Source organism: Novosphingobium marinum, from assembly GCF_013408095.1.
Lineage (GTDB): Bacteria > Pseudomonadota > Alphaproteobacteria > Sphingomonadales > Sphingomonadaceae > Novosphingobium > Novosphingobium marinum.
This window is the reverse complement of sequence record NZ_JACBZF010000002.1, coordinates 620,417-640,064: the sequence shown is the minus strand read 5'-3', so window position 1 is coordinate 640,064 and position 19,648 is coordinate 620,417. Positions and strand designations below refer to the sequence as shown.

The window sequence follows — 19,648 nt, the reverse complement described above, 5'->3', positions numbered from 1 at the left end:
TGCTGCCCCTGCCACTTTCGTAGCCGCAAGCCGGCAAAACGCACATCGCTAATTTCGAAGAGACCGACGCTCAGAGCCACCCCTGCTCGCGGTACCATTGCGCGGTGGTCTCGAGACCGGCGCGGGTTTCGATGCGCGGTTTCCACAACGCATCGGGCACGCCCTGCGCGGCGGTGACGACCCAGTCCGGGTGGCTGAAGTAGCGCGCGCGGTCGAGCGTCAGCTTGGCCTTGTCGCGGCGCAGGACCCCGTCCGCCCTTGCCGCCAGTTCCATCGTGCCCTGCGACAGGCCGAGGACGCGCGGGCGCCGCTTGCCCATCGCCCAGCCGATCGCGCGGGCCAGTTCCTCGTGGCTCCAGCCGTTCGGGCGGCCGTCGTCGGGTTCGATGGTGCGGTAGGACACGTCCTCGCCGCCGGACAGCAGCGCCAGCAGCAGCCGGGCAAGGTCGTCGACGTGGATCACCGATGCGCGGCCCTTGGCGGGGACCGGGATGACGCCCCACTTGGCCGACCGGAACAGCTCGAACATTTCCTTGTCGCGCGGTCCGTAGATCGCAGGCGGGCGCACGATCGTCCAGTCGAGCGGGCTGGCCCGCACGATCTTCTCCGCCCGCGCCTTCGATGCGCCGTAAGCCGACAGCTCCGGCTCGCGCGCCGACAGCGAGGAGACGAAGACGAACCGCGTCGCGCCCGCGCCCAGCGCCGCCTCTGCAAGGTTGAGCGTGCCGACGACGTTGCATTTCTCGAAAGCGGCGGCATCGGGCGCGTTGACGAGCCCGGCGACATGCACGACCGCTTCGGCCCCCGACACGAGATTGCGGAGCGCCTTGCGGTCGTCGAGGTCTCCGGCGATCCATTCGACGCCCTCGCGCGGCTCCTGCGCACTGCGGGCAAGCGCGCGCACCGTCCGCCCCTCGCTCAGGGCGCGGTCGATCAGGGCCTGCCCGACGAAGCCCGTTCCACCGGTGACCGCGATCGTCATAGCAATGCGAGCTGGTCACGATGGACCACGGCCGAGCGCGGCGCGTAGCCCAGGATCGCTTCCTGGTCGTTGCTGTGGGTGCCCAGGATGTGCTCGCACTCGGCCGAATCGTACTCGACGAGGCCGCGCGCGATCAGCGCATGCTCGCGGTTGCGGATGGCGACCGGCGCGCCACGCTGGAACGATCCCTCGATCTTGACGATGCCCTTGGCGAGCAGGCTGTTGCCGTCCCTGAGCGCGGCGACCGCACCGTCGTCGATGATCAGCGATCCGCGCATGCGCATGCGTCCGCCCAGCCACGCCTTGCGCGCCGAATGTCCCTCCGCCGAACGGAACAGCGTGCCGGTGCCCGTTTCCATCGCGCGCTCTATCGGCATGTCGTGCTGGCCGTTGATGATGGCGAGCGGAATGCCGGCAAGGTCGGCGATCTCGGCGGCCTGTAGCTTCGATGTCATGCCGCCCGACCCCATGCCCGAGCCCGAACCGCCGGTGGCCATGGCATGGATTTCGGCATCGACGCCGTTCACGATTTTCAAGAGCTTCGCCTCCGGATCGCCGGGATCGCGGTCATAGAGGCCGTCGATGTCGGAAAGCAGCAGCACTGCGCTCGCCCGTGCGGCCTGCGCGACGCGCGCGGCGAGCCGGTCGTTGTCGCCGAAGCGGATTTCATGCGTCGCGATGCAGTCGTTCTCGTTGATCACGGGGATCGCACCGGCATCGAGCAGGCGGTTGAGCGTCGCGGTGACGTTGAGGTAGCGCCGCCGGTATTCGAGATCGTCGAGCGTCAGCAGCATCTGCGCGGCGGGCGTGCCCAGCATGCCGAGCAGTTCGGACCACATTCCCGAAAGCGCGATCTGGCCGACCGCCGCCGAGGCCTGCGCATCCTCGAGGCTGCCGCGTCCGCCCTTGTCGAACTTCAGGCGCGACGCCCCCAGCGCGATCGCCCCCGAGCTGACGACGATGACCTGTTGCCCGCGGCGCAGCATCGCGGCGATCTCTGCCACGAGCCCGCCCAGCCAGCGCCGCCGGATGTCGCCCGCGCCGATAAGCAGCGACGATCCCACTTTCACGACGATCCGGGGGCACTTTTCCGGATCGGCGAGGTCTTCGAGTTTCTCGATCTGCATGGTCGTGCGCTTAGGACAAAGCCGCCCGCTTTGGAACAGCCAGCCGCCCGGCTGTCGTCAAACGGGCGACCACGGGGTGTCGTCCTCTTCCTCGCGCTCGCCGTCGGGTCGTTCGGTCACGGTCGCGGCAGGCAGGCGCGCGATCACGGCGTCGAGCAGCGGCTCCAGTCCCTCGCCGGTCGCGCCCGAGATCGGAAAAACCTTCTCGGCCCCTTCCGCCTCGAGCTCGCGGGCGAATTCGGCTGCAAGTTCGGCATCGACGAGGTCGACCTTGTTCAGAGCCACGAGGCGCGGCTTTCCGTCGAGCCCGGCACCGTAGGCCGCCAGCTCGCGCTCGACGATGCGCATCGCCTCGGCAGGATCGTCGTTCTCGATGTCGATCAGGTGGATGAGGACGCGGCAACGCTCGATATGGCCGAGGAACCGGTCGCCGATGCCGGCGCCTTCGGCCGCGCCCGCGATTAGCCCCGGAATGTCGGCGAGCACGAATTCGCGCCCCTTGTGACGCACGACGCCAAGCTGCGGTCGCAGCGTCGTGAACGGATAGTCGCCGACGCGCGCCTTGGTGTTGGTCATGCGGTTGATGAAGGTCGACTTGCCGGCATTGGGCAGGCCGACAAGGCCCGCGTCAGCAAGCAGCTTGAGCCGCAGCCAGACCCACATCTCCTGCGCGGGCTCGCCCGGCTGGTGCTGGCGCGGCGCGCGGTTGGTGGAAGTCTTGTAGCTGGCGTTGCCACGACCGCCCATGCCGCCCGTCAGCATCGTGATGCGCTGCCCCGCCTCGGTCAGGTCGGCCAGCACCGTCTCCTTGTCCTCGTCGATCACCTGCGTGCCGACGGGCACCTCGATCACCAGGTCCTTGCCCGCCGCGCCGGTACGGTCCTTGCCCATGCCGTGGCCGCCGCGCGGCGCCTTGAAGTGCTGGCTGTAGCGAAAGTCGATCAGGGTGTTGAGGCCGGGCACCGCCTCGAACACGATGTCGCCGCCGCGCCCGCCGTCGCCGCCGTCCGGCCCGCCGTATTCGATGTACTTCTCGCGCCGGAAACTGACCGCACCCGGCCCGCCCGCACCCGAGCGGATGAAAATCTTGGCCTGGTCGAGAAAGTGCATGGGTCTGGTCGTGTCCGGCGGTCGGTGGTTTGTCGACGCAATCGGTCGGACTTTAAAGCAAAGGAATGGTGGAGCCGAGGGGAATCGAACCCCTGACCTCGTCATTGCGAACGACGCGCTCTCCCAACTGAGCTACGGCCCCGTTCCCATGCAGGCAGCGGGCCTCGGCCCGTTGCGAGCGGCCCCCTTAGCGAAAGGGTCCCGCGCTTGAAAGCGAAAAAGTTAAGTGCCGTCCTGAAGGGTGAAGCCCGGCTCCGCCAGGGTCGTTCCCGCATCGGGAGCGCTGGCCTGCACGGTGGAGGGCGGCAGCGCGATCACCGGCGTCGCCGGGTTGTACTGCGCATCCCACATCGCGACTTCGCGGCGGTAGCGGTCGTAATCGTTGAAGAATTCGAGGAAGACCGAGTCGATGCGCGGCAGCGCGGTCATCGCGAACATGTCCAGCTCGCCTGCGGGGATCGCCGCCGCTTCCTGCGAGACGATCATCGCCTGGTCGCAGAATGCGGGCAGCGTCGGCGGCAGGGCGAAGTAGTTGTAGACCTGCGTCTGGTAGGTCTCGCGCGCAGGGATGAAGGTCTTGCCGTGCCGCTCGCGGAATTGCGCATCGAGTTCCTTGTTCGCCGCGCGCAGCGACTTTTCGTGCAGATCGAGGAACTGGCCGTAATTGGTGAGGATCGGCGCGTACTGCGGATCGAGGCAGTTGAGCGCCGCGACGTTGAGGGCCGAGCGCAGGTTCCAGGTCGTCTGCGCCTGCGTCAGTCCCAGGTTCACCGTCTCGCGCACGCCGAGCGCGTTGACCGGCGGCGTCGTCAGGTTCGTCGCCGAACCCATCGGCGGGGTCGGGCGCGGCGGTATGGCGATCTGCGGCGGCGGCGCGACCGGTGCGGGCGGCGGCGCTGCACAGCCCGCCAGCGCGGCGATTCCTGCCACGACGAAGGCCCAACCCGGTACTTTCCTGATATTCATGTTCTTCAATGCCTGCGACCGATCCTGAGCGCTTTCCCATACGCCTGCGCGGGCACAAAGAAAATGCCCGGTGCGATGGATAACGCACCGGGCACGATAGGTTTCCAGATATGTACGCGAGCTTACTCGCGGCCGCCCATGAAGGCGAGCAGGAACTGGAACATGTTGATGAAGTCGAGGTACAGGCTCAGCGCGCCGAGCACGATGGCCTTACCCGCGAAATCGGTTCCGGCAAGCTGATAGTACTGCATCTTCAGCCGCTGCGTGTCGTAGGCGGTGAGACCCGCGAAGATCAGCACGCCGATCGCCGAGATCGCGAAGCCGAGCGCGCTCGACTGGATGAAGATGTTGAGCACCATCGCAACCAACAGGCCGATCACACCCATGATCAGGAAGCTGCCCATTCCGGACAGGTCCTTCTTGGTGGTGTAGCCGACGAGGCTGAGGCCCGCGAAGGCGGCAGCGGTCGCGAAGAAGGTCGTCGCGATCGAGGTGGCCGTGTAGACGAGGAAGATCGTCGACAGCGACATGCCCATCAGCACCGCGAAGCCCCAGAACATCGCCTGGAGCGTGCCGGTCGAGAACTTGTTCGCGCCGAAGCTCATCGCGAAGACGATGCCGAGCGGGGCAAGGATGATGAGCCACATCAGCGGCGAGCCCATCAGCGCCTGGGTCCAGCCCATGTTCGCCATCAGCAGGGCGACGACGCCCGAAAGCAGCACGCCCGAGGTCATGTAGTTGTAGATCGACAGCATGTGTTTGCGCAGACCGGCGTCATACCCGGCGCGCTGTCCTACCCTGCCATCAAGGCTCGGAGACGCTCCGAAGCCCGCGCGGGGCTGGGGGTCGTTCCAATTCGCCATTTCAAACTCCTTTGTGCGGCCCGGCCCAGTGCCGGGTCACTGTGAATCAATATCGCGTGCGCCCCTTAACTTTTCAAGAAGAACCGGACATCGAAGGCCCGAAAATCGGAGCCTAGCCCCGCGCCTCGGCAGCCATTTCGGCGCTGCGGTCGCGCGCGCCGCGCAAGGTCGCCTCGATCAGCCGCAAAAGCGCCTCGTCCCTGTCGAGTACGTCGAGGCCGACCTGGGTCACGCCGCCGGGGCTGGCGACTCGGCTTGCGAGTTCCCCGGGCGAGTGCGGCGATCCGGCGGCGAGAGCGCCGGCGCCCTCCACCATGGCGACCGCCAGCCGCTCCGCCTGTGCCGGATCGAGGCCGAGCGAAGCCGCGCCCGATGCCAGCGCATCGATGAAGCGATAGACGAACCCCGGCCCCGATCCCGCGAGTGCGGTCACGAGGTCGAAGGTATCCTCGCCGATCCACTCCGCCGTGCCGAGGAGGTCCATGAACGCCGCGATATCGCTGTGCCCTGCTTCGTCCAGCCCCTCTCCCGCCAGCGCGATCGGCGACTTGCCGAGGCTGGCCGCGAGGTTGGGCATCACGCGCACGACCGCGCCCGCTTCGGGAAAGCGCGAGCGCAGCGTCGCGAGCTCGACGCCGGCAAGGATGGAGAGGATTGCGGTGCTCTCGTCGGTCATGAGCGCGATCCGGGGTGCGATGTCGCCCAGCATCTGCGGCTTCACGCCAAGCAGGATCGCGTCGAACTGCCGCTGCGGCAATGCATCGAGCAGCGTCACGCCCGGCGGCACGGTCTTGCGGCCGGGATCGACGACGACGAAGCGCGACGGGTCGATACCGGCGGCGAGCCAGCCGTCGAGCATCGCGCCCGCCATGTTGCCGCAGCCGACGAACAGCAGCGATTGCGGCCAGGAGGGAACCGGGTCGGCCATGCTCACGCTTCTCCGGCAGCGTCGACGAGCGCGGCGGAAAGCGCCTCGGCCGGTGACTTGTCGCCCCACAGGATGAACTGGAAGACGGGATAGAAGCGATCGCATTCCTCGATCGCGGCTTCGACCGCCATCTGCGCCTGCGCCGGGCTTAGCATGCCTTCGTCGCCCAGCATCAGGCCGTGCCGGTAGAGGATCACCCCGCCGTTCGACCAGACATCGAAATGACCGAGCCAGAGTTGCTCGTTGATAAGCGCCAGCGCCTCGAAGACCGCGAGCCGCTTCTTGTCGGTAATCCGCAAGTCGGGAAGGCACAGGATCTGAAGCACGTTGTCCTCGGTGCGCCAGATCGCCTGGAACTGGTAGGTCGCCCAGCTCCCCTGCACCTCGCCCGAAATCTCGTCGTTGCTGACGTATTCGTACGACCAGCCGCGCGCCTCGAAGAGCGATGCGAGCATCTCGACCGGGGCCGCGTCGTCGTCGCGTTCGATTTCTTCCTGGACTGTTCTCATGAGCGATAACCTGTGTGCGTGTTCATGGGACACTGGATGCTTGCCAAGCCCCCCGCGCGGCAATGCAGCGGGCCATAACCCCTGCGTATAAGTCGATAAGACTGTTCACACATTGTGGAAAAAGCAAGGGGGCGGGCCCGGTCGCCGCGATACCGCGCCGGTCGCGATGGTTAAGAACCGGGCAGCGGATCGACCACCTGCCCCGCCGGACTGGTCCAGATATAGGGTCCGTCGATCCCCGCATCCTCCAGGTCGGAAACGAAGCGGTTCGCGGCGGCGGCGCTTTCGAACGGCCCGGTGACCATTCGGTTGGTCTGGCCCATCTCGCTGACGTAGGCCTTGCGGTCGCCGAGCAGGCTGCGCGCCTGGCGCCCAAGTCGCCGCCAGTCGAAGGCGAGCGCCTTGCGATCGCGCCCGATGCCGATCTGCACCCAGATACGGCTGGGGTGGCTGGGCGGCGCGGGCTTCGCCTTCGGTTCCGGAACGGGGGCCGGCTCGGCCTTCTCGATCACCGGCGTGATGCCCCGGATATCGACGGCGCCCGCAGCCGGAGCGGCGGCGGTGGACGGCGCGCCGAGATCGGCGAATGCATCGAGCAGCGAGACGCGCTGCTGGGGGGATGCCGCCGTCGGCACGGTCGTGGTGGCGGCGGGGGAGGAACCCGGGGTCGCCCGATCCAGCAGTTCGGCGGGCGAATCGGCAGGGGCGGAGCGCGGCAGGCTGGCAAGGTCGAAGCCGGGACGCGCCGATGGCGCGGCGCTCGCGACTTGCGCCGGACGCGAAGCCGCAGGCGTGGCGGCGGGTGCCGGCGAAGGTGACGCCGTCGCGGGTCGCGCAGTGGCTGTCGATGTCGGGGCCGGTGCCGGTGAGGGCGTGGGCGTGGGCGTGGGCGTCGGTGCCGGAGCGGAAGCGACCGCGCCGGGCTGCGTTGCCGGACGCGCCGCATCGACGGGCGGAAGCTCGCCGGTGCTCGTCGCCGCCGGTCGGCTCTCGGCAGTCCGCGTCGGCTTCGGCTCGGGCGGAGCGGCGCGCGGCGCGGGCCTTGCCGGCGCGGGACGGGACTGGCGCGGCTGCGCTGCACTCGGCCCCAGCGGCTGGCCCTGCGGCACCAGGCCCGCATCGGCGGACGCGATGCGCGGCGCGCTGCTTCCGCCGAACTGCGCGACGCGCGGATCGTCGCGACCGATCTCGGACGCGCGTGGAAACTTGCCGAGATTCGCCGCCGCCGCCTGCTGTGCGGGCGTGAGGCGCGGCATGTAGCGCATGTAGGGCACGACGCTGCCGGCGAGGCTTTCGGGCAGGATCGTCTGCACGATGCGCACCGCCTCGTCGACCTCGCCCGCAATGGCGAGCGCAAAGGCGCGGGCACGCCATGCGGCCTTGTCCTGTTCGCGCAGCAGCGGCATCAGCGTCGCGTCGGCGCCCCGGCGGTCGCCCGCGATCGCCTGGCTGATGGCGAGGCGGCGCGCAGCCTCCTTCCCATCGTTGCCCTGCAATGCCTGCCGGTAATAGGCCTGCGCGGCCTTCGTGTTTCCGACGAGATCATAGGCAAGGCCGCGATCGACCGCGATCTGGTCGGGCTTCGCCCCAGCGCGCTCCGCCTCGGCATAGACGGGGATCGCGGAAAAAGGATCGCCGCTTCGCACCATAGCGTTTGCAAGGCCTGCCTTCACGCGCGGATCGTTGCCGGAAACCTGGTCGGCCCGCTTGAAGAACCCGACCGCCGCGTCGAGATCGCCCATCGCCGTCGCCGCGTTTCCGGCATCGACCAGCGCATCGACGTTCCTGGGATCGCGCCCGAGCCGAGACAGTGCCGCGCTGAGTTCCAGGCTTTCGCGCTTAGGCAGTGGCTGGACCACCGGCTGCGAGACAGCCGGCTGGCCGCTCTGGGCGAGCGCGGGGGAAGTCCCGGCGACGAACGCAACGACTGCGATACCTCCGGCAAGGCGGGGTACGGACAGGCGGCGGGCGGCGTGGCCGGTGGGTGGCAGGGCGTACTTCTTCATGTTTTCTCGGCAGCGCGAGTGCCTTGCACGAGACCAGATGAACCTCGGTGGAATGGGCGGGACCGCATGGCCCCGCCCTCCGCTGCTACTGGTTGTTCTGGCGATTGAGGAAGCGCGGGATGTTGACCGACGACTCCTTCTCGTCGTCCTGTTCCTCGGCTGCGGGCGACGACGATTTCGTCCCGCGCGAAAGGTTCGCCATCCGCTCGAACAACGTGCTGCCCGGAGCGCTCGGCGCGTTCTCCTCTTCCGGCTCGCGGGTCAGGAGGGGCTTGCGACGCCCGCCGATAGGCGCGACCGGACGGTCCTCGTTCTCGAGCCGGGTGGCATCGAGCAGCAGTTCGTCCTGCCGGGCCTTCCCGGGCTCCGCAGCGGGTTCCTCGGAAGCATCTTCCTCGACCTGTTCGAGGTCGAGATCGAGCGGTTCGTTGCGCGAAGGCTTTACGCCCATCAGGCTGGCATAGCCGCCTTTCGGCGCGGAATCGTCGTCTTCCTCGTCGTCCGAAACATCTTCGTCGCCGGTTGCATCGAAGTCTTCCGAAAGGCCTTCGGCTTCCTCTCCTTCGGGAGCGTAGGCCTCCGGAACCGGCGGCGTTCCGGTCATCGCCGGCTCGTCTGACGCTTCGGCCATGTCGCTGCCGAGTTCGAGCGGCTCGGCTTCGTCGGCCGACGCCGCTGCGGCATCCGGAGTGGCTTCCGGCTCGGGAGACGCGGCGGGCGAAGTGCGCTCGAACAGCGGCTGGACCTTGGGCGCGGCGGGGGCCGCGGCAGCCATCGGGCGGACCGGCCCGCGCGACACGCCGAGATTGAGCGGGCGCGAAGCGGCCTCGGCCTGCTCGGCGCTCTGCTCGATGCCGGTGGCGACGACAGACACGCGAATCTTGCCCTGGAGATCGGGATTGAACGCCGATCCCCAGATGATGTTGGCATTGGGATCGACCAGTTCGCGGATGTGGTTGGCCGCTTCGTCGACTTCGAGGAGCTTCATGTCCTCGCCGCCGATGATCGAGATGATGACCCCCTTTGCGCCCTGCATCGACACGCCGTCGAGCAGCGGGTTGGCGATTGCCAGTTCGGCGGCCTGCAGCGCGCGGTTCTCACCCTCGCCCTCGCCGGTGCCCATCATCGCCTTGCCCATCTCGCCCATGACCGAGCGGACGTCGGCGAAGTCGAGGTTGATGAGGCCGGGCATGACCATCAGGTCGGTGATCGAGCGGACGCCCTGCTGCAGCACTTCGTCGGCAAGCTGGAAGGCTTCCTTGAAGGTCGTTTCCGCCTTGGCGACGAGGAACAGGTTCTGGTTCGGAATGACGATCAGCGTGTCGACGTGCTGCTGCAGTTCCTCGATGCCCGCTTCGGCGGCGCGCATCCTGCGCGTGCCCTCGAACAGGAACGGCTTGGTGACGACGCCGACGGTCAGCACGCCCTTGTCGCGCGCGGCCTTGGCGATGATCGGGGCGGCGCCGGTACCGGTACCGCCGCCCATCCCGGCGGCGATGAAGCACATGTGGACGCCGTCGAGCGCGCGCTCGACTTCCTCGATGGTCTCCTCGGCGGCGGCGCGACCGACTTCGGGGCGCGATCCGGCGCCCAGACCCTGCGTGATGTCGGGGCCGAGCTGGATGCGATGCTCTGCAACCGCGTTGTTCAGCGCCTGCGCGTCGGTGTTGGCGACAACGAAGTCGACGCCCTCGATCTCGGCCTGGATCATGTTGGCGATGGCGTTTCCGCCCGCCCCGCCCACGCCGATCACGACGATGCGCGGCCTCAGTTCCTCGACGGCCGGGGGTCCGATATTGATGCTCATTGCATTACTCCTGGCAGGCCCGCGGGGGACACTCCGCTTGACCGGCATTGATTGCACGCTTCGATTCGGCGAATCAAAGCCTCGTTAACCGTTGTCCACAGCCGCTTCGGCGGACCGTGAACGGCGCAAGGTCGGATCGTGGCGCAAGCTGGCGCCACTCAGAAATACTCCCGCATCGCCCGATAGACGCGCCCGACCGTGCCGAACCCGCCGTAGCGCATGGTCTTCTGGTAGTTCCTGCCGACCGAGCGGATGTCGACCGGGTCCGCCGCGGCATAGAGCACGAGGCCCGAAAGTGTCGAGAATCCGGGCTTTACGTGCGCTTCGGCAAGCCCGGTCAGTTCGGGTGCCCTGCCGATGCGTACCGGCTTGCCGAGCGCGGACTGCGCATAGTCGGCAAGGCCGACAAGCTCCGCGCCGCCGCCGGTGAACACGACCTGCTGCCCGCGCCGCCCGTTGAAGCCCAGCGTCTTGAGCGCCTTCGAGACGTCCTCCATCTGCCGCCCGAGCTGGCCGGTAATCACCGAGATCAGTTCGGCGCGCGGGATGCGGTTCTTGTCGTCGGCGTGGCGGGCGAGCGGTCCGCCCTCCTCGCCCGGCGCGTTCACCGGGATCATCTCGCGATGGTCGGCCGGGCTGGCAATCGCCGAGCCGTTGACGCACTTGAGCCGCTCGGCCTGGAAGCGACGGATACCGAAGGCCGAGGCGACCGCATCGGTGATGTCCGCCGATCCGCTGGGGATCGAGACGAGCCCGACGAGCATGCCGTTGGCGTAGGCGGAGACGTTCATGACCTCGGCACCGAATTCGACCAGCGCGACGCCGAGATCGCGCTCCTCGGGCGAGAGGCAGGCCTGGCCCGCCGCGATCGGCGAGCCGATGACCCCGTCGACTTCGAGATGGGCGGCCTGCACCGCTTCGGTCAGGTTGCGGATCGGTGCGCCATCGGCGAGCATCACGTGGATGTCGACGCCGAGCTGCTCGGCATGCAGGCCCTTGGGCTCCGCAACGCCGTGCGCGCCGTCGAGCGTGTACTGCGCCGGCTGGGCATGAAGCACCATGCGCCCGTCGGGCCGGATGACGTCGCGCGCGGAAACGAGGAGATGATCGATATCCTCCTGCTCGATCCGCCGCCCGCCGATGTCGATCTCGACTTCGGCGACCTGGCTGGCGAGTCCCGCGCCCGAACACCCGATCCACACGCTCGATACCGAGATATTGGCGATCTTCTCGGCGCGCTCGACGGCGTCGCGCACGGCGTAGGTCGCGGCGGCCATGTCGGTGACGTAGCCGCGCTTGATCCCCTGGCTCGCCCGGTGGCCGGAGCCGAGCACGATCATCTCGCCCGTTTCGGAAACTCCCGCGATCATCGCCGATATGCGGAAGGAACCGATGTTGACGGCGCTGAAAACGCGGGAAATGCGCGGTTGGGCCATTGGTCTGCTCCCCCTACTGCGCCGTCGCCCGGCGCGCCGATCCGGCGGCGAGCGCGGCCTCTTCCTTCGCCCGGCCCGGGATGCGGAAATAGATGCGGTCCGGCGCGCGCATGTCGAAGGCCACCGCCTTGCCGCCAAGCAGCCGGTTGGTGCCGTCGAGCCGCGCGAAGGCGACGAGCGCGCTGGCCGATTCTCGCTCGCCCTCGGGCAGGGCAAGCACCTGCCCGGTCTTGAACGTCACGTTCCAGCGTCGGTTGCCGATCCATTCCGCCTCTCGGACCTGCGGTTTCAGCGCGGGCGCGGCGTCGAGCAGGTGCGCAAGGCCGGTCACCTGCCGGCCCGCTCCCGGTCCCGAAACAACCAGCATCCCCTTGGCGCGATCCTCGGTCACGGGTTCGAGCGCGTGCCCGGTCTCGTCGATCAGGACGAGGCGGCCGGGCTTGCGCAGCACCGCATGCGGCGACCGCTCGACCACGTCGATCACGATCGTGTCGGGCAACTGCCGCGAAACGCGCGCGTCCTTGATCCACGGCAGCGAGACGAGTTCCTGGCGCAGCGCATGGATATCGACGTCGGGCATCGCCTGGTCGCGCTCTGCCAGAACGCGCTCGTAGATCTTGAGCTCGTTCATGTTCTCGACCCCGCGTACATCGACGCGGCGAACCGCGAAACCGGCGTCCGCGGCAACGGTCGAGACCTGGTGCGCGGCCATCGCGGGCACGCCGGCAAGCGAGGCGACGAACCACGCGAGCGCCACCGCTCCGCCGAGGATCACCGCGAGGAACAACTTGTGCAGCGTATCCTCGGACAGCGGTACGATCGCCATCGCGCTGCCCATCGCGGAGCCGGTCTTCTCCCGCGCCTGACGGACCTTGCGCTGCTTGCCCTGCGCGGAGGCGGTCTTGCGCGCGCTTTTCGCCTTTCGCCGGATCGTCTGGCTCATCCTGCCTCTCCCCGCTCCTTCGCGTCGGCCAGCGCTTCGGCGATGATCGCCTCGACGAGGTCGGGATAGTCCATGCCGACGTGCTTCGCCTGTTCGGGAACGAGGCTGAGCGGCGTCATGCCGGGCTGGGTATTGACCTCGAGCAGGAACAGTCCCGCCAGTCCCTGCTCGTCGTCCCAGCGGAAATCCGACCGGCTCGTCCCCCGGCAGCCGAGCAGGCGATGCGACCTGAGCGCGTATTCGCGGCAGGCTTCGGCGATCTCGTCGGGAATGTCGGCGGGACAGACGTGCTCGGTCATACCGTCGGTGTACTTGGCGTCGAAATCGTAGAAGCCGGACTTCGGCCGCAGTTCGGTGACCATCAGGGCGCGGTCGGCAATGACGGCGGTCGTCAGTTCGCGCCCGCGGATGAAAGGTTCGGCAAGCAGGCGGTCGAAATCCTGCCAGGGACCCTTTGCGCCGGGATCGATCGGGTTGCCGTAGTTGCCCTCGTCGGTGACGATGGCGACGCCGACCGACGATCCCTCGTTGACCGGCTTCAGGACGTAGGGCCGGGGCAGCGGGTCCTTGCGGTAGAGCTCTTCGGTATCGACGATGCGCCCGCCGGGCATCGGGATGCCGTAGGGCACGAGCGCCTGCTTGGTCAGCTCCTTGTCGATGGCGATGACCGAGGTGGCGAGGCCCGAATGGGTGTAGGGAAGGCCCATCAGGTCCATCATCCCCTGCACCGTCCCGTCCTCTCCCGGCGAGCCGTGCAGCGCGTTGAAGACGACGTCGGGCTTCGTCTCGGCAAGCCGCATTGCGACATCGCGGTCCATGTCGATGCGGGTGACGCGGTGGCCCTTCGATTCGAGCGCCCTGGCAACGCCCTCGCCGCTCATCAGCGAGACGGGCCGCTCGTTCGACCAGCCGCCCATCAGGACCGCGACATGCAGTTTCGGCAAGCTCATGTGCGTCCCACCCGCTTGATTTCCCATTCCAGTTCGACGCCCGCGTGCGCCTTCACCCGCGCGCGCACATCCTCGCCCAGTGCCTCGATGTCGGCGGCGGTGGCCTCGCCCGTGTTGATGAGGAAGTTCGTGTGCTTTTCGGAAACCTGCGCGCCGCCGCGCGAAAGGCCCCGGCACCCGGCTGCGTCGACGAGTTCCCAGGCGCGCGCGCCCTCGGGGTTCTTGAACGTCGATCCGCCGGTCCTCGTGCGCAGCGGTTGCGAGGCCTCGCGGCTTTCGGAGATGCGGTCCATCTCGGCCTGGATCGCCTGCGGCTCGCCCGGATGACCGGCAAAGCGCGCGGCGACGACGATCGCCTGTTCGGGCAGGTCGGAATGCCGGTAGCTGTAGCCAAGGTCTGCGAGCGCGAGCGTGCGCTGCTCGCCGGAGCGCAGCACGACGTCGCAATCGACGAGGATGTCCTTCACCTCGCGCCCGTAGGCGCCGCCGTTCATCCGCACGAAGCCGCCGACGGTGCCGGGGATCGAGCGCAGGAATTCCAGCCCCGCGATCCCCGCATCGCGAGCGGTCGATGAGACGAGGATGCCGCTCGCCCCGCCGCCGCACGAAAGCGTTACCTCGTCCACGGGATCGACCCTGCCGAACGTCTTGCCGAGGCGCACCACCACGCCCGGAACGCCGCGGTCGCGCACGATGAGGTTGGAGCCGAGGCCGAGGCCCATCACGGGCACTTGCGGATCGAGGGCGGCAAGGAAGCCTGCAAGGTCCTCGACATCGGCGGGCTCGAACAGCCAGTCGGCATTGCCCCCCGCCTTGAACCAGACGAGCGGCGCCAGCGGTGCGTCGGCGGTCAGCTTGCCGCGCACGGCGGGGAGCGTATCGGCCATCATGCCGCCTTCCTGCGCGCGGCGACGGCGTCGGCCAGCCCGGCAGCCCAGCGGGTGATGTCGCCCGCCCCGAGGCAGACGACCATGTCGCCCTCGGCCAGTTCGGCGGCAAGCTCGCCCGCCAGCTCCTCGGCTCCCGCGACGGTGCGCGCAGCGCGGTGGCCGCGCGATTTCAGTCCTTCGACAAGGGCATGCTCGTCGACACCCTCGATCGGCTGCTCGCCCGCCGGGTAGACGGGCGTCACGTAGACGACGTCGGCATCGTTGAAGGCGGCCTGGAACTCGTCCATCAGGTCGCGCAGGCGCGTGTAGCGATGCGGCTGCGCGACCGCGATCACGCGGCCCTTCACGCCTTCGCGCGCGGCGGAAAGCACCGCCCTGATCTCCACCGGGTGGTGGCCGTAATCGTCGATGATCGCCGCGCCGTTCACTTCGCCGACCCGGCTGAAGCGGCGCTTGACCCCGGTGAAATGCTCGAACCCGTCGCGGATGACCGCGTCCGGGCAGCCCATCTCGATCGAGACCGAGATGGCGGCGAGCGCGTTCTGCACGTTGTGGCGACCCGGCATCGGCAGTTCGATGCCCTCGATCCGCCGCAGCGCGCCGTCGCGTTCGCGCACCACCACGTCGAAGCGGTTGCCGCCCGGCACCGGCGTGACGTTGTCGCCGCGCACGTCGGCCTGCGCCGAAAAGCCGTAGGTCAGCACCCGCCGGTCGCGCACCTTGGCGATCACGTTCTGCACTTCGGGATGATCGATGCACAGCACCGCCGCGCCGTAGAACGGCACGTTCTCGATGAATTCGACGAAGGCGTCCTTCACCGCGTCGAAGCTGCCGTAATGGTCGAGGTGCTCCGGGTCGATGTTGGTGACGACCGCGATCGTGCCGTCGAGCCGCAGGAAGCTGCCGTCGCTTTCGTCGGCCTCGACCACCATCCAGTCGCTCGCGCCCAGCCGCGCGTTCGACCCGTAACGGTTGATGATGCCGCCGTTGATGACGGTGGGATCGATCCCCCCCGCATCGAGCAGGCAGGCGATCATCGATGTCGTCGTGGTCTTGCCGTGGGTGCCGGCCACCGCGACCGTGTTCTTCAGCCGCATGAGCTCTGCGAGCATCTCGGCGCGGCGCACCACGGGGATGCGTCCTTCCAGCGCGGCGGCGACTTCCGGGTTTTCGCGGCGCACCGCCGTCGAGGTGACGACGACCGCGCAACCCGCCACATTCTCCGGCGCATGGCCGATCTTCACTTCGATGCCGCGGTCGCGCAGCCGCTCCACGACGTAGCTTTCGGCGATGTCGGAGCCCTGCACCGAATAGCCGAGGTTGTGCATCACCTCGGCGATGCCCGACATGCCGATGCCGCCGATGCCGACGAAATGGATCGTCCCGATATCGGTGCCGACACCCTTCATTCGGCGCGCTCCAGCGCCAGCGCTTCGGAAGACGTGGCGGCGGGCTGGCCGGACATGCGGATGACGTCCATCAGCGGCTCGCCCCCGAAGCCTTCGACGAGGTCGGCAAGGTCGGAAGCCGCGTCGGGATAGCCGCAGTTCCACGCCGCGTGCGCCGCGTTGGCAAGCGTTTCGGGATGCTGCGCCATCGCCTGGATCTGCTTGGCGAGTTCGCTGGCGGTGAACTTGTGCTGGCGGATCGAGCGGGCACCGCCCGCCGCGACCACTTCGCGCACGTTGGCGGCCTGGTGATCGTCGGTCGCTATCGGGAGGGGGACGAGTATGGCGGGGCGGCCCACCGCGGTCAGTTCCGCAATCGTGGACGCACCCGCCCGGCCGATGAAAAGGTGCGCGTCGGCGAGCCGCTCCGCCATGTTCTCGAAGTAGGTGCCCAGTTCGGCGGGAATGTCGTGCGAGGCGTAGCGATTGCGCACCGCCTCGATATCCTCGGGGCGGCACTGCTGCGTCACCTGCAGCCGCGCCCGCAGGGCAGGCGGCAGCATCGCAAGCCCATCGGGCACGATCTCGGACAGCACCCGCGCGCCCTGGCTGCCGCCGGTGACGAGGATGCGCAGCAATCCCTCCTCGGTGAACGGCGGAAACGGCTGGTCGCGCAGGGTCAGGACTTCGCTGCGCACCGGGTTGCCGACCAGCGTCACCCTGGACAGGTGCTTCGCCTTCAGCCGGTTCACTTCGGCATAGGACGTCGCGATCGCATCGACGCGGCCCGCGAAGAAGCGGTTGACCCGCCCCAGCACCGCGTTCTGCTCATGGATCACCGAGGGTATCTTCGCCGAACGCGCGGCAAGCAGCGTCGGCAGCGCGGGGTAGCCGCCGAAACCGACGACGGCGGTCGGCTCGAAGCTTTCGAACAGCCGAAGCGCCATGCGCCGACCTTCCATGATGCCGCGCACGCCCTTGACCCAGTTGACCGGGTTCCTGCCCTGCATCCGTCCGGCCGGAAGCACATGCGCGGTAAGCGAGGCGGGCTTGCCGGGGATGGCCGCGCCGCGCTCGTCGGTGATGAGCGCGACATGGTGGCCGCGCTGCTCCAGCTCGGCGGCGAGCGCGAAGGCCGGGATCAGGTGGCCGCCGGTTCCCCCTGCGGCCAGAACGTAGTGGCGGCTGACGGCAGTCATGCCTTTCCTCCAATGTCTCGCAGCGAGAAGCGCTCGCGCTCGATGAACGGGTTGCGGCGGGTGACCGCCAGCAGCAGCCCTATCGTAAGGCATAGCGCGATCGTCGACGACCCGCCGTAGCTGATCAACGGCAGCGTCATCCCCTTCGACGGGAACAGCTGCAGGTTGACGAGCATGTTGATGAAAGCCTGTCCGCCGAACAGCGTCACGAGGCCGGAAGCGGCAAGCACGGTGAACAGGTCCTCCTCGTCGACCAGGCGCATCAGCACGCGCACGAGGATGGCGAGGTAGAGCACGACGATCAGCGCGCAGACGAGGAGGCCGAATTCCTCGCCGATAACCGAGAAGATGTAGTCGGTATGCGCTTCGGGCAGCGACATCTTGCGGGTGCCAAGCCACAGCCCGCTCCCCGTCCAGCCACCCGCCAGCAGCGTGCGCTGCGCCAGGTCCACCTGGTCGAAGGCGGAGCCGCCCCCAAGGAACGCGTCGATCCGGTTGCGACCGTTGTCGTAGAACAGGTAGGTGCAGACGAGGCCGACGACGCCCGCCCCGATGGTGACCGCCAGCGTGCGCACCGGCATACCCGAAAGCAGGACCAGCACGAACCAGACGCCGACATAGAGCAGCGTCGAGCCGAAATCGGGCTGGAGCATCAGCAGCACGCCGACAAGGCCCGTCAGGATCAGGCTCAGTTCCATCGTCGGAAGCTTGGGATCGCGCACCCGCCAGGAAAGGATCCACGCCACCGTGATCGCGAAGCCGGGTTTCAGGAACGAGGACGGCTGGAGCGATGCGCCCAGGTTGATCCAGCGCTTCGCCCCGTTGACCTCGAACCCGGCGACAGGCACCAGCAACAGCAGCCCGATCATGACGGCGGCAAGGCAGATGCCGACCCTGCGCGCCATGTCCTTGCCCAGGAACGATGCTCCGATCATCACGGCAAGGCCGATCAGCTGCCAGCGGATATGCGGCAGGAAGAAGTGGAGGTCGTCGAGCCTGACCGCAGCGGTCGAAAGCCTGCGCGCGCTCGCCGGAGAGGCCGCCGCAACCGCCGCCGTGCCGATCGCCATCAGGCACAGGACGAGGAACAGTAGCGTGCGGTCTATCTCGCGCCACCAGATCGCGAATTCGCTGCGGCGATTGCGGTTGTAGCGCTGGAGCGAGCCGCCGCCCAACGGGGTGTGCGAGGGATTGCTGGCCATCAGCACCCGCCTCCCAAATCGCTGGTTTCGCCCGTCAGGGCCTCGACGATCTGGCGAAAGGCATCGCCGCGCGCCTCGTAATCGCGGAACTGGTCGAAACTGGCGCATGCCGGCGAGAGCATCACGACGTCGCCCGGCCCTGCCGCCCCGATCGCCTGGCGGATCGCCTCGGCCATCATCTCGCTGCGGCTGACGGGCATGTGGGGAGAGAGAATGTCGGCGAACATCGGCCCTGCATCGCCGATGGTGTAGGCCGCCGCGACATTGCCGAAATGCGGTGCACATTCGGCAAGGCTCTCCTCCTTGGGAAGGCCGCCGCAGATCCAGTGGATGCGCTTGCCGGGATTGGGCGGAAAGGCGGCAAGCGCGGGCGCGGCGGAGGACGGGTTGGTCGCCTTGCTGTCGTTGATGAAGATCACGCCCTTCGCCTCGGCCACGCATTCCATGCGGTGCGGCAGGCCCCGGAAGGTCGGCATTGCCGCTTCCCACTGCTTGCGCGAGATGCCCAGCGCCTCGACGATGGCGATCGCGACCGCGGCGTTCTGCAGGTTGTGCGGCCCCTGGAGCGAGGGCCATTGCTCCTGCATCCCGGCAAGGTCCGATCCGTCGACCTGCTGCACGTTGCCCCGGTCGTGGCGCGAAACCTGACGACCGGCGATGCCGGCGGTCTCGTCGTCCCCCACGCCGAAGACCGCGACGTGGTCGCGCGTCTGCATCGCGAACAGACGCGCCTTGGATGCGACGTAACCGGCAAAGCCGTCGTACCGGTCGAGGTGATCGGGCGTGATGTTGAGCAGCGCGGCGACCTCGCAATCGAGGCTGCGGGTGAGGTCGATCTGGTAGCTCGAGAGTTCGAGCACGTAGACACCGCCCGCCGGAAGCGGTTCCTGCGACAGCACCGGGATGCCGATGTTGCCGCCCATCCGTGCCGGGATCGCCGCGCTTTTCAGCAGGTGATGGACAAGCGCGGTGGTGGTCGACTTGCCGTTGGTGCCGGTGATGCCGACAACGCGGTGCGCGGGCAGCGCGGGGCGGGCCAGGGCGAACAGTTCGATATCGCCGATGACGGGCACGCCCGCCTTCTCCGCCGCCTCCGCGATGGGATGGCGGTTGAGCGGAACGCCGGGAGAGACGACCACCCCGTCGTAGCCGGAGATGTCCGCCACGGCGGGATCGGCGACGATGGCGCGGTCGGCGAGCGCGCGGCGCGGGTCCTCGCGGCTGTCCCAGACCATGACCTTCGCGCCGCCGGCGAGCAGCGTTTCGACGGCGGCGAGGCCGGACCGGGCCAGTCCCAGTACCGCGTAACGCTTCCCGGCAAAGGCCTCCGAAGTGATCATCG

The 19,648-nt window shown here is 68.2% G+C and carries 17 protein-coding genes and 1 tRNA gene; all 18 read right to left on the bottom strand.

Going from position 1 to position 19,648, the window contains the following annotated elements:
* Positions 1 to 70: 70 nt before the first annotated feature.
* The 18 genes from FHS75_RS07890 to murD all read right to left on the bottom strand — a co-directional run bounded on the left by FHS75_RS07890 (position 71) and on the right by murD (position 19,646).
* Complete coding sequence (locus tag FHS75_RS07890; RefSeq protein WP_179407132.1) at positions 71 to 982, bottom strand: NAD-dependent epimerase/dehydratase family protein; 912 nt, start codon at positions 980 to 982, stop codon at positions 71 to 73.
* Complete coding sequence (proB, locus tag FHS75_RS07885; protein ID WP_179407131.1) at positions 979 to 2,109, bottom strand: glutamate 5-kinase; 1,131 nt, start codon at positions 2,107 to 2,109, stop codon at positions 979 to 981. Before proB ends, FHS75_RS07890 begins: the two co-directional genes overlap by 4 nt.
* A gap of 57 nt (positions 2,110 to 2,166) precedes the next feature.
* On the bottom strand, positions 2,167 to 3,219 hold the full coding sequence (gene obgE, locus FHS75_RS07880) for a GTPase ObgE (protein WP_179407130.1): 1,053 nt from the start codon (positions 3,217 to 3,219) through the stop codon (positions 2,167 to 2,169).
* A 66-nt stretch (positions 3,220 to 3,285) separates the two neighbouring features.
* Positions 3,286 to 3,361: transfer RNA gene (locus FHS75_RS07875), tRNA-Ala, on the bottom strand.
* Positions 3,362 to 3,441: 80 nt separating this feature from the next.
* Positions 3,442 to 4,185, bottom strand: a complete 744-nt coding sequence (locus FHS75_RS07870) for a hypothetical protein (protein ID WP_179407129.1) — start codon at positions 4,183 to 4,185, stop codon at positions 3,442 to 3,444.
* A gap of 122 nt (positions 4,186 to 4,307) precedes the next feature.
* Positions 4,308 to 5,048, bottom strand: coding sequence for a Bax inhibitor-1/YccA family protein (locus tag FHS75_RS07865; RefSeq protein ID WP_179407128.1), 741 nt, complete (start codon positions 5,046 to 5,048; stop codon positions 4,308 to 4,310).
* Between the two features lie 112 nt (positions 5,049 to 5,160).
* Positions 5,161 to 5,976 (bottom strand): pyrroline-5-carboxylate reductase family protein, encoded by an 816-nt coding sequence (locus FHS75_RS07860; protein ID WP_179407127.1) that lies wholly within the window; start codon positions 5,974 to 5,976, stop codon positions 5,161 to 5,163.
* Between the two features lie 2 nt (positions 5,977 to 5,978).
* Entirely contained in the window at positions 5,979 to 6,485 is a 507-nt protein-coding gene (locus tag FHS75_RS07855; protein ID WP_179407126.1) for a type III secretion system chaperone family protein, read from the bottom strand.
* A gap of 170 nt (positions 6,486 to 6,655) precedes the next feature.
* The gene (locus tag FHS75_RS07850; RefSeq protein ID WP_179407125.1) at positions 6,656 to 8,491 is read right to left on the bottom strand and encodes a tetratricopeptide repeat protein; all 1,836 of its coding nucleotides are present in this window, start codon (positions 8,489 to 8,491) and stop codon (positions 6,656 to 6,658) included.
* 85 nt (positions 8,492 to 8,576) lie between these two features.
* Entirely contained in the window at positions 8,577 to 10,298 is a 1,722-nt protein-coding gene (ftsZ, locus tag FHS75_RS07845) for a cell division protein FtsZ (protein ID WP_179407124.1), read from the bottom strand.
* A 158-nt stretch (positions 10,299 to 10,456) separates the two neighbouring features.
* A complete protein-coding gene (gene ftsA, locus FHS75_RS07840; protein WP_179407123.1) occupies positions 10,457 to 11,734 on the bottom strand; it encodes a cell division protein FtsA in 1,278 nt (425 codons plus the stop codon).
* Positions 11,735 to 11,747: 13 nt separating this feature from the next.
* Positions 11,748 to 12,677, bottom strand: coding sequence for a cell division protein FtsQ/DivIB (locus tag FHS75_RS07835; RefSeq protein WP_179407122.1), 930 nt, complete (start codon positions 12,675 to 12,677; stop codon positions 11,748 to 11,750).
* Complete coding sequence (locus FHS75_RS07830; protein ID WP_179407121.1) at positions 12,674 to 13,627, bottom strand: D-alanine--D-alanine ligase; 954 nt, start codon at positions 13,625 to 13,627, stop codon at positions 12,674 to 12,676. Before FHS75_RS07830 ends, FHS75_RS07835 begins: the two co-directional genes overlap by 4 nt.
* On the bottom strand, positions 13,624 to 14,517 hold the full coding sequence (murB, locus tag FHS75_RS07825) for a UDP-N-acetylmuramate dehydrogenase (RefSeq protein ID WP_373284976.1): 894 nt from the start codon (positions 14,515 to 14,517) through the stop codon (positions 13,624 to 13,626). The genes FHS75_RS07830 and murB overlap by 4 nt, the downstream gene beginning before the upstream one ends.
* Positions 14,514 to 15,926 (bottom strand): UDP-N-acetylmuramate--L-alanine ligase, encoded by a 1,413-nt coding sequence (murC, locus tag FHS75_RS07820; RefSeq protein ID WP_179407120.1) that lies wholly within the window; start codon positions 15,924 to 15,926, stop codon positions 14,514 to 14,516. The genes murB and murC overlap by 4 nt, the downstream gene beginning before the upstream one ends.
* Positions 15,923 to 17,104 (bottom strand): undecaprenyldiphospho-muramoylpentapeptide beta-N-acetylglucosaminyltransferase, encoded by a 1,182-nt coding sequence (gene murG, locus FHS75_RS07815; RefSeq protein ID WP_179407119.1) that lies wholly within the window; start codon positions 17,102 to 17,104, stop codon positions 15,923 to 15,925. Before murG ends, murC begins: the two co-directional genes overlap by 4 nt.
* Entirely contained in the window at positions 17,101 to 18,306 is a 1,206-nt protein-coding gene (locus tag FHS75_RS07810; protein ID WP_179407118.1) for an FtsW/RodA/SpoVE family cell cycle protein, read from the bottom strand. The genes murG and FHS75_RS07810 overlap by 4 nt, the downstream gene beginning before the upstream one ends.
* The gene (gene murD, locus FHS75_RS07805; protein ID WP_179407117.1) at positions 18,306 to 19,646 is read right to left on the bottom strand and encodes a UDP-N-acetylmuramoyl-L-alanine--D-glutamate ligase; all 1,341 of its coding nucleotides are present in this window, start codon (positions 19,644 to 19,646) and stop codon (positions 18,306 to 18,308) included. The genes FHS75_RS07810 and murD overlap by 1 nt, the downstream gene beginning before the upstream one ends.
* Positions 19,647 to 19,648 lie beyond the last annotated feature (2 nt).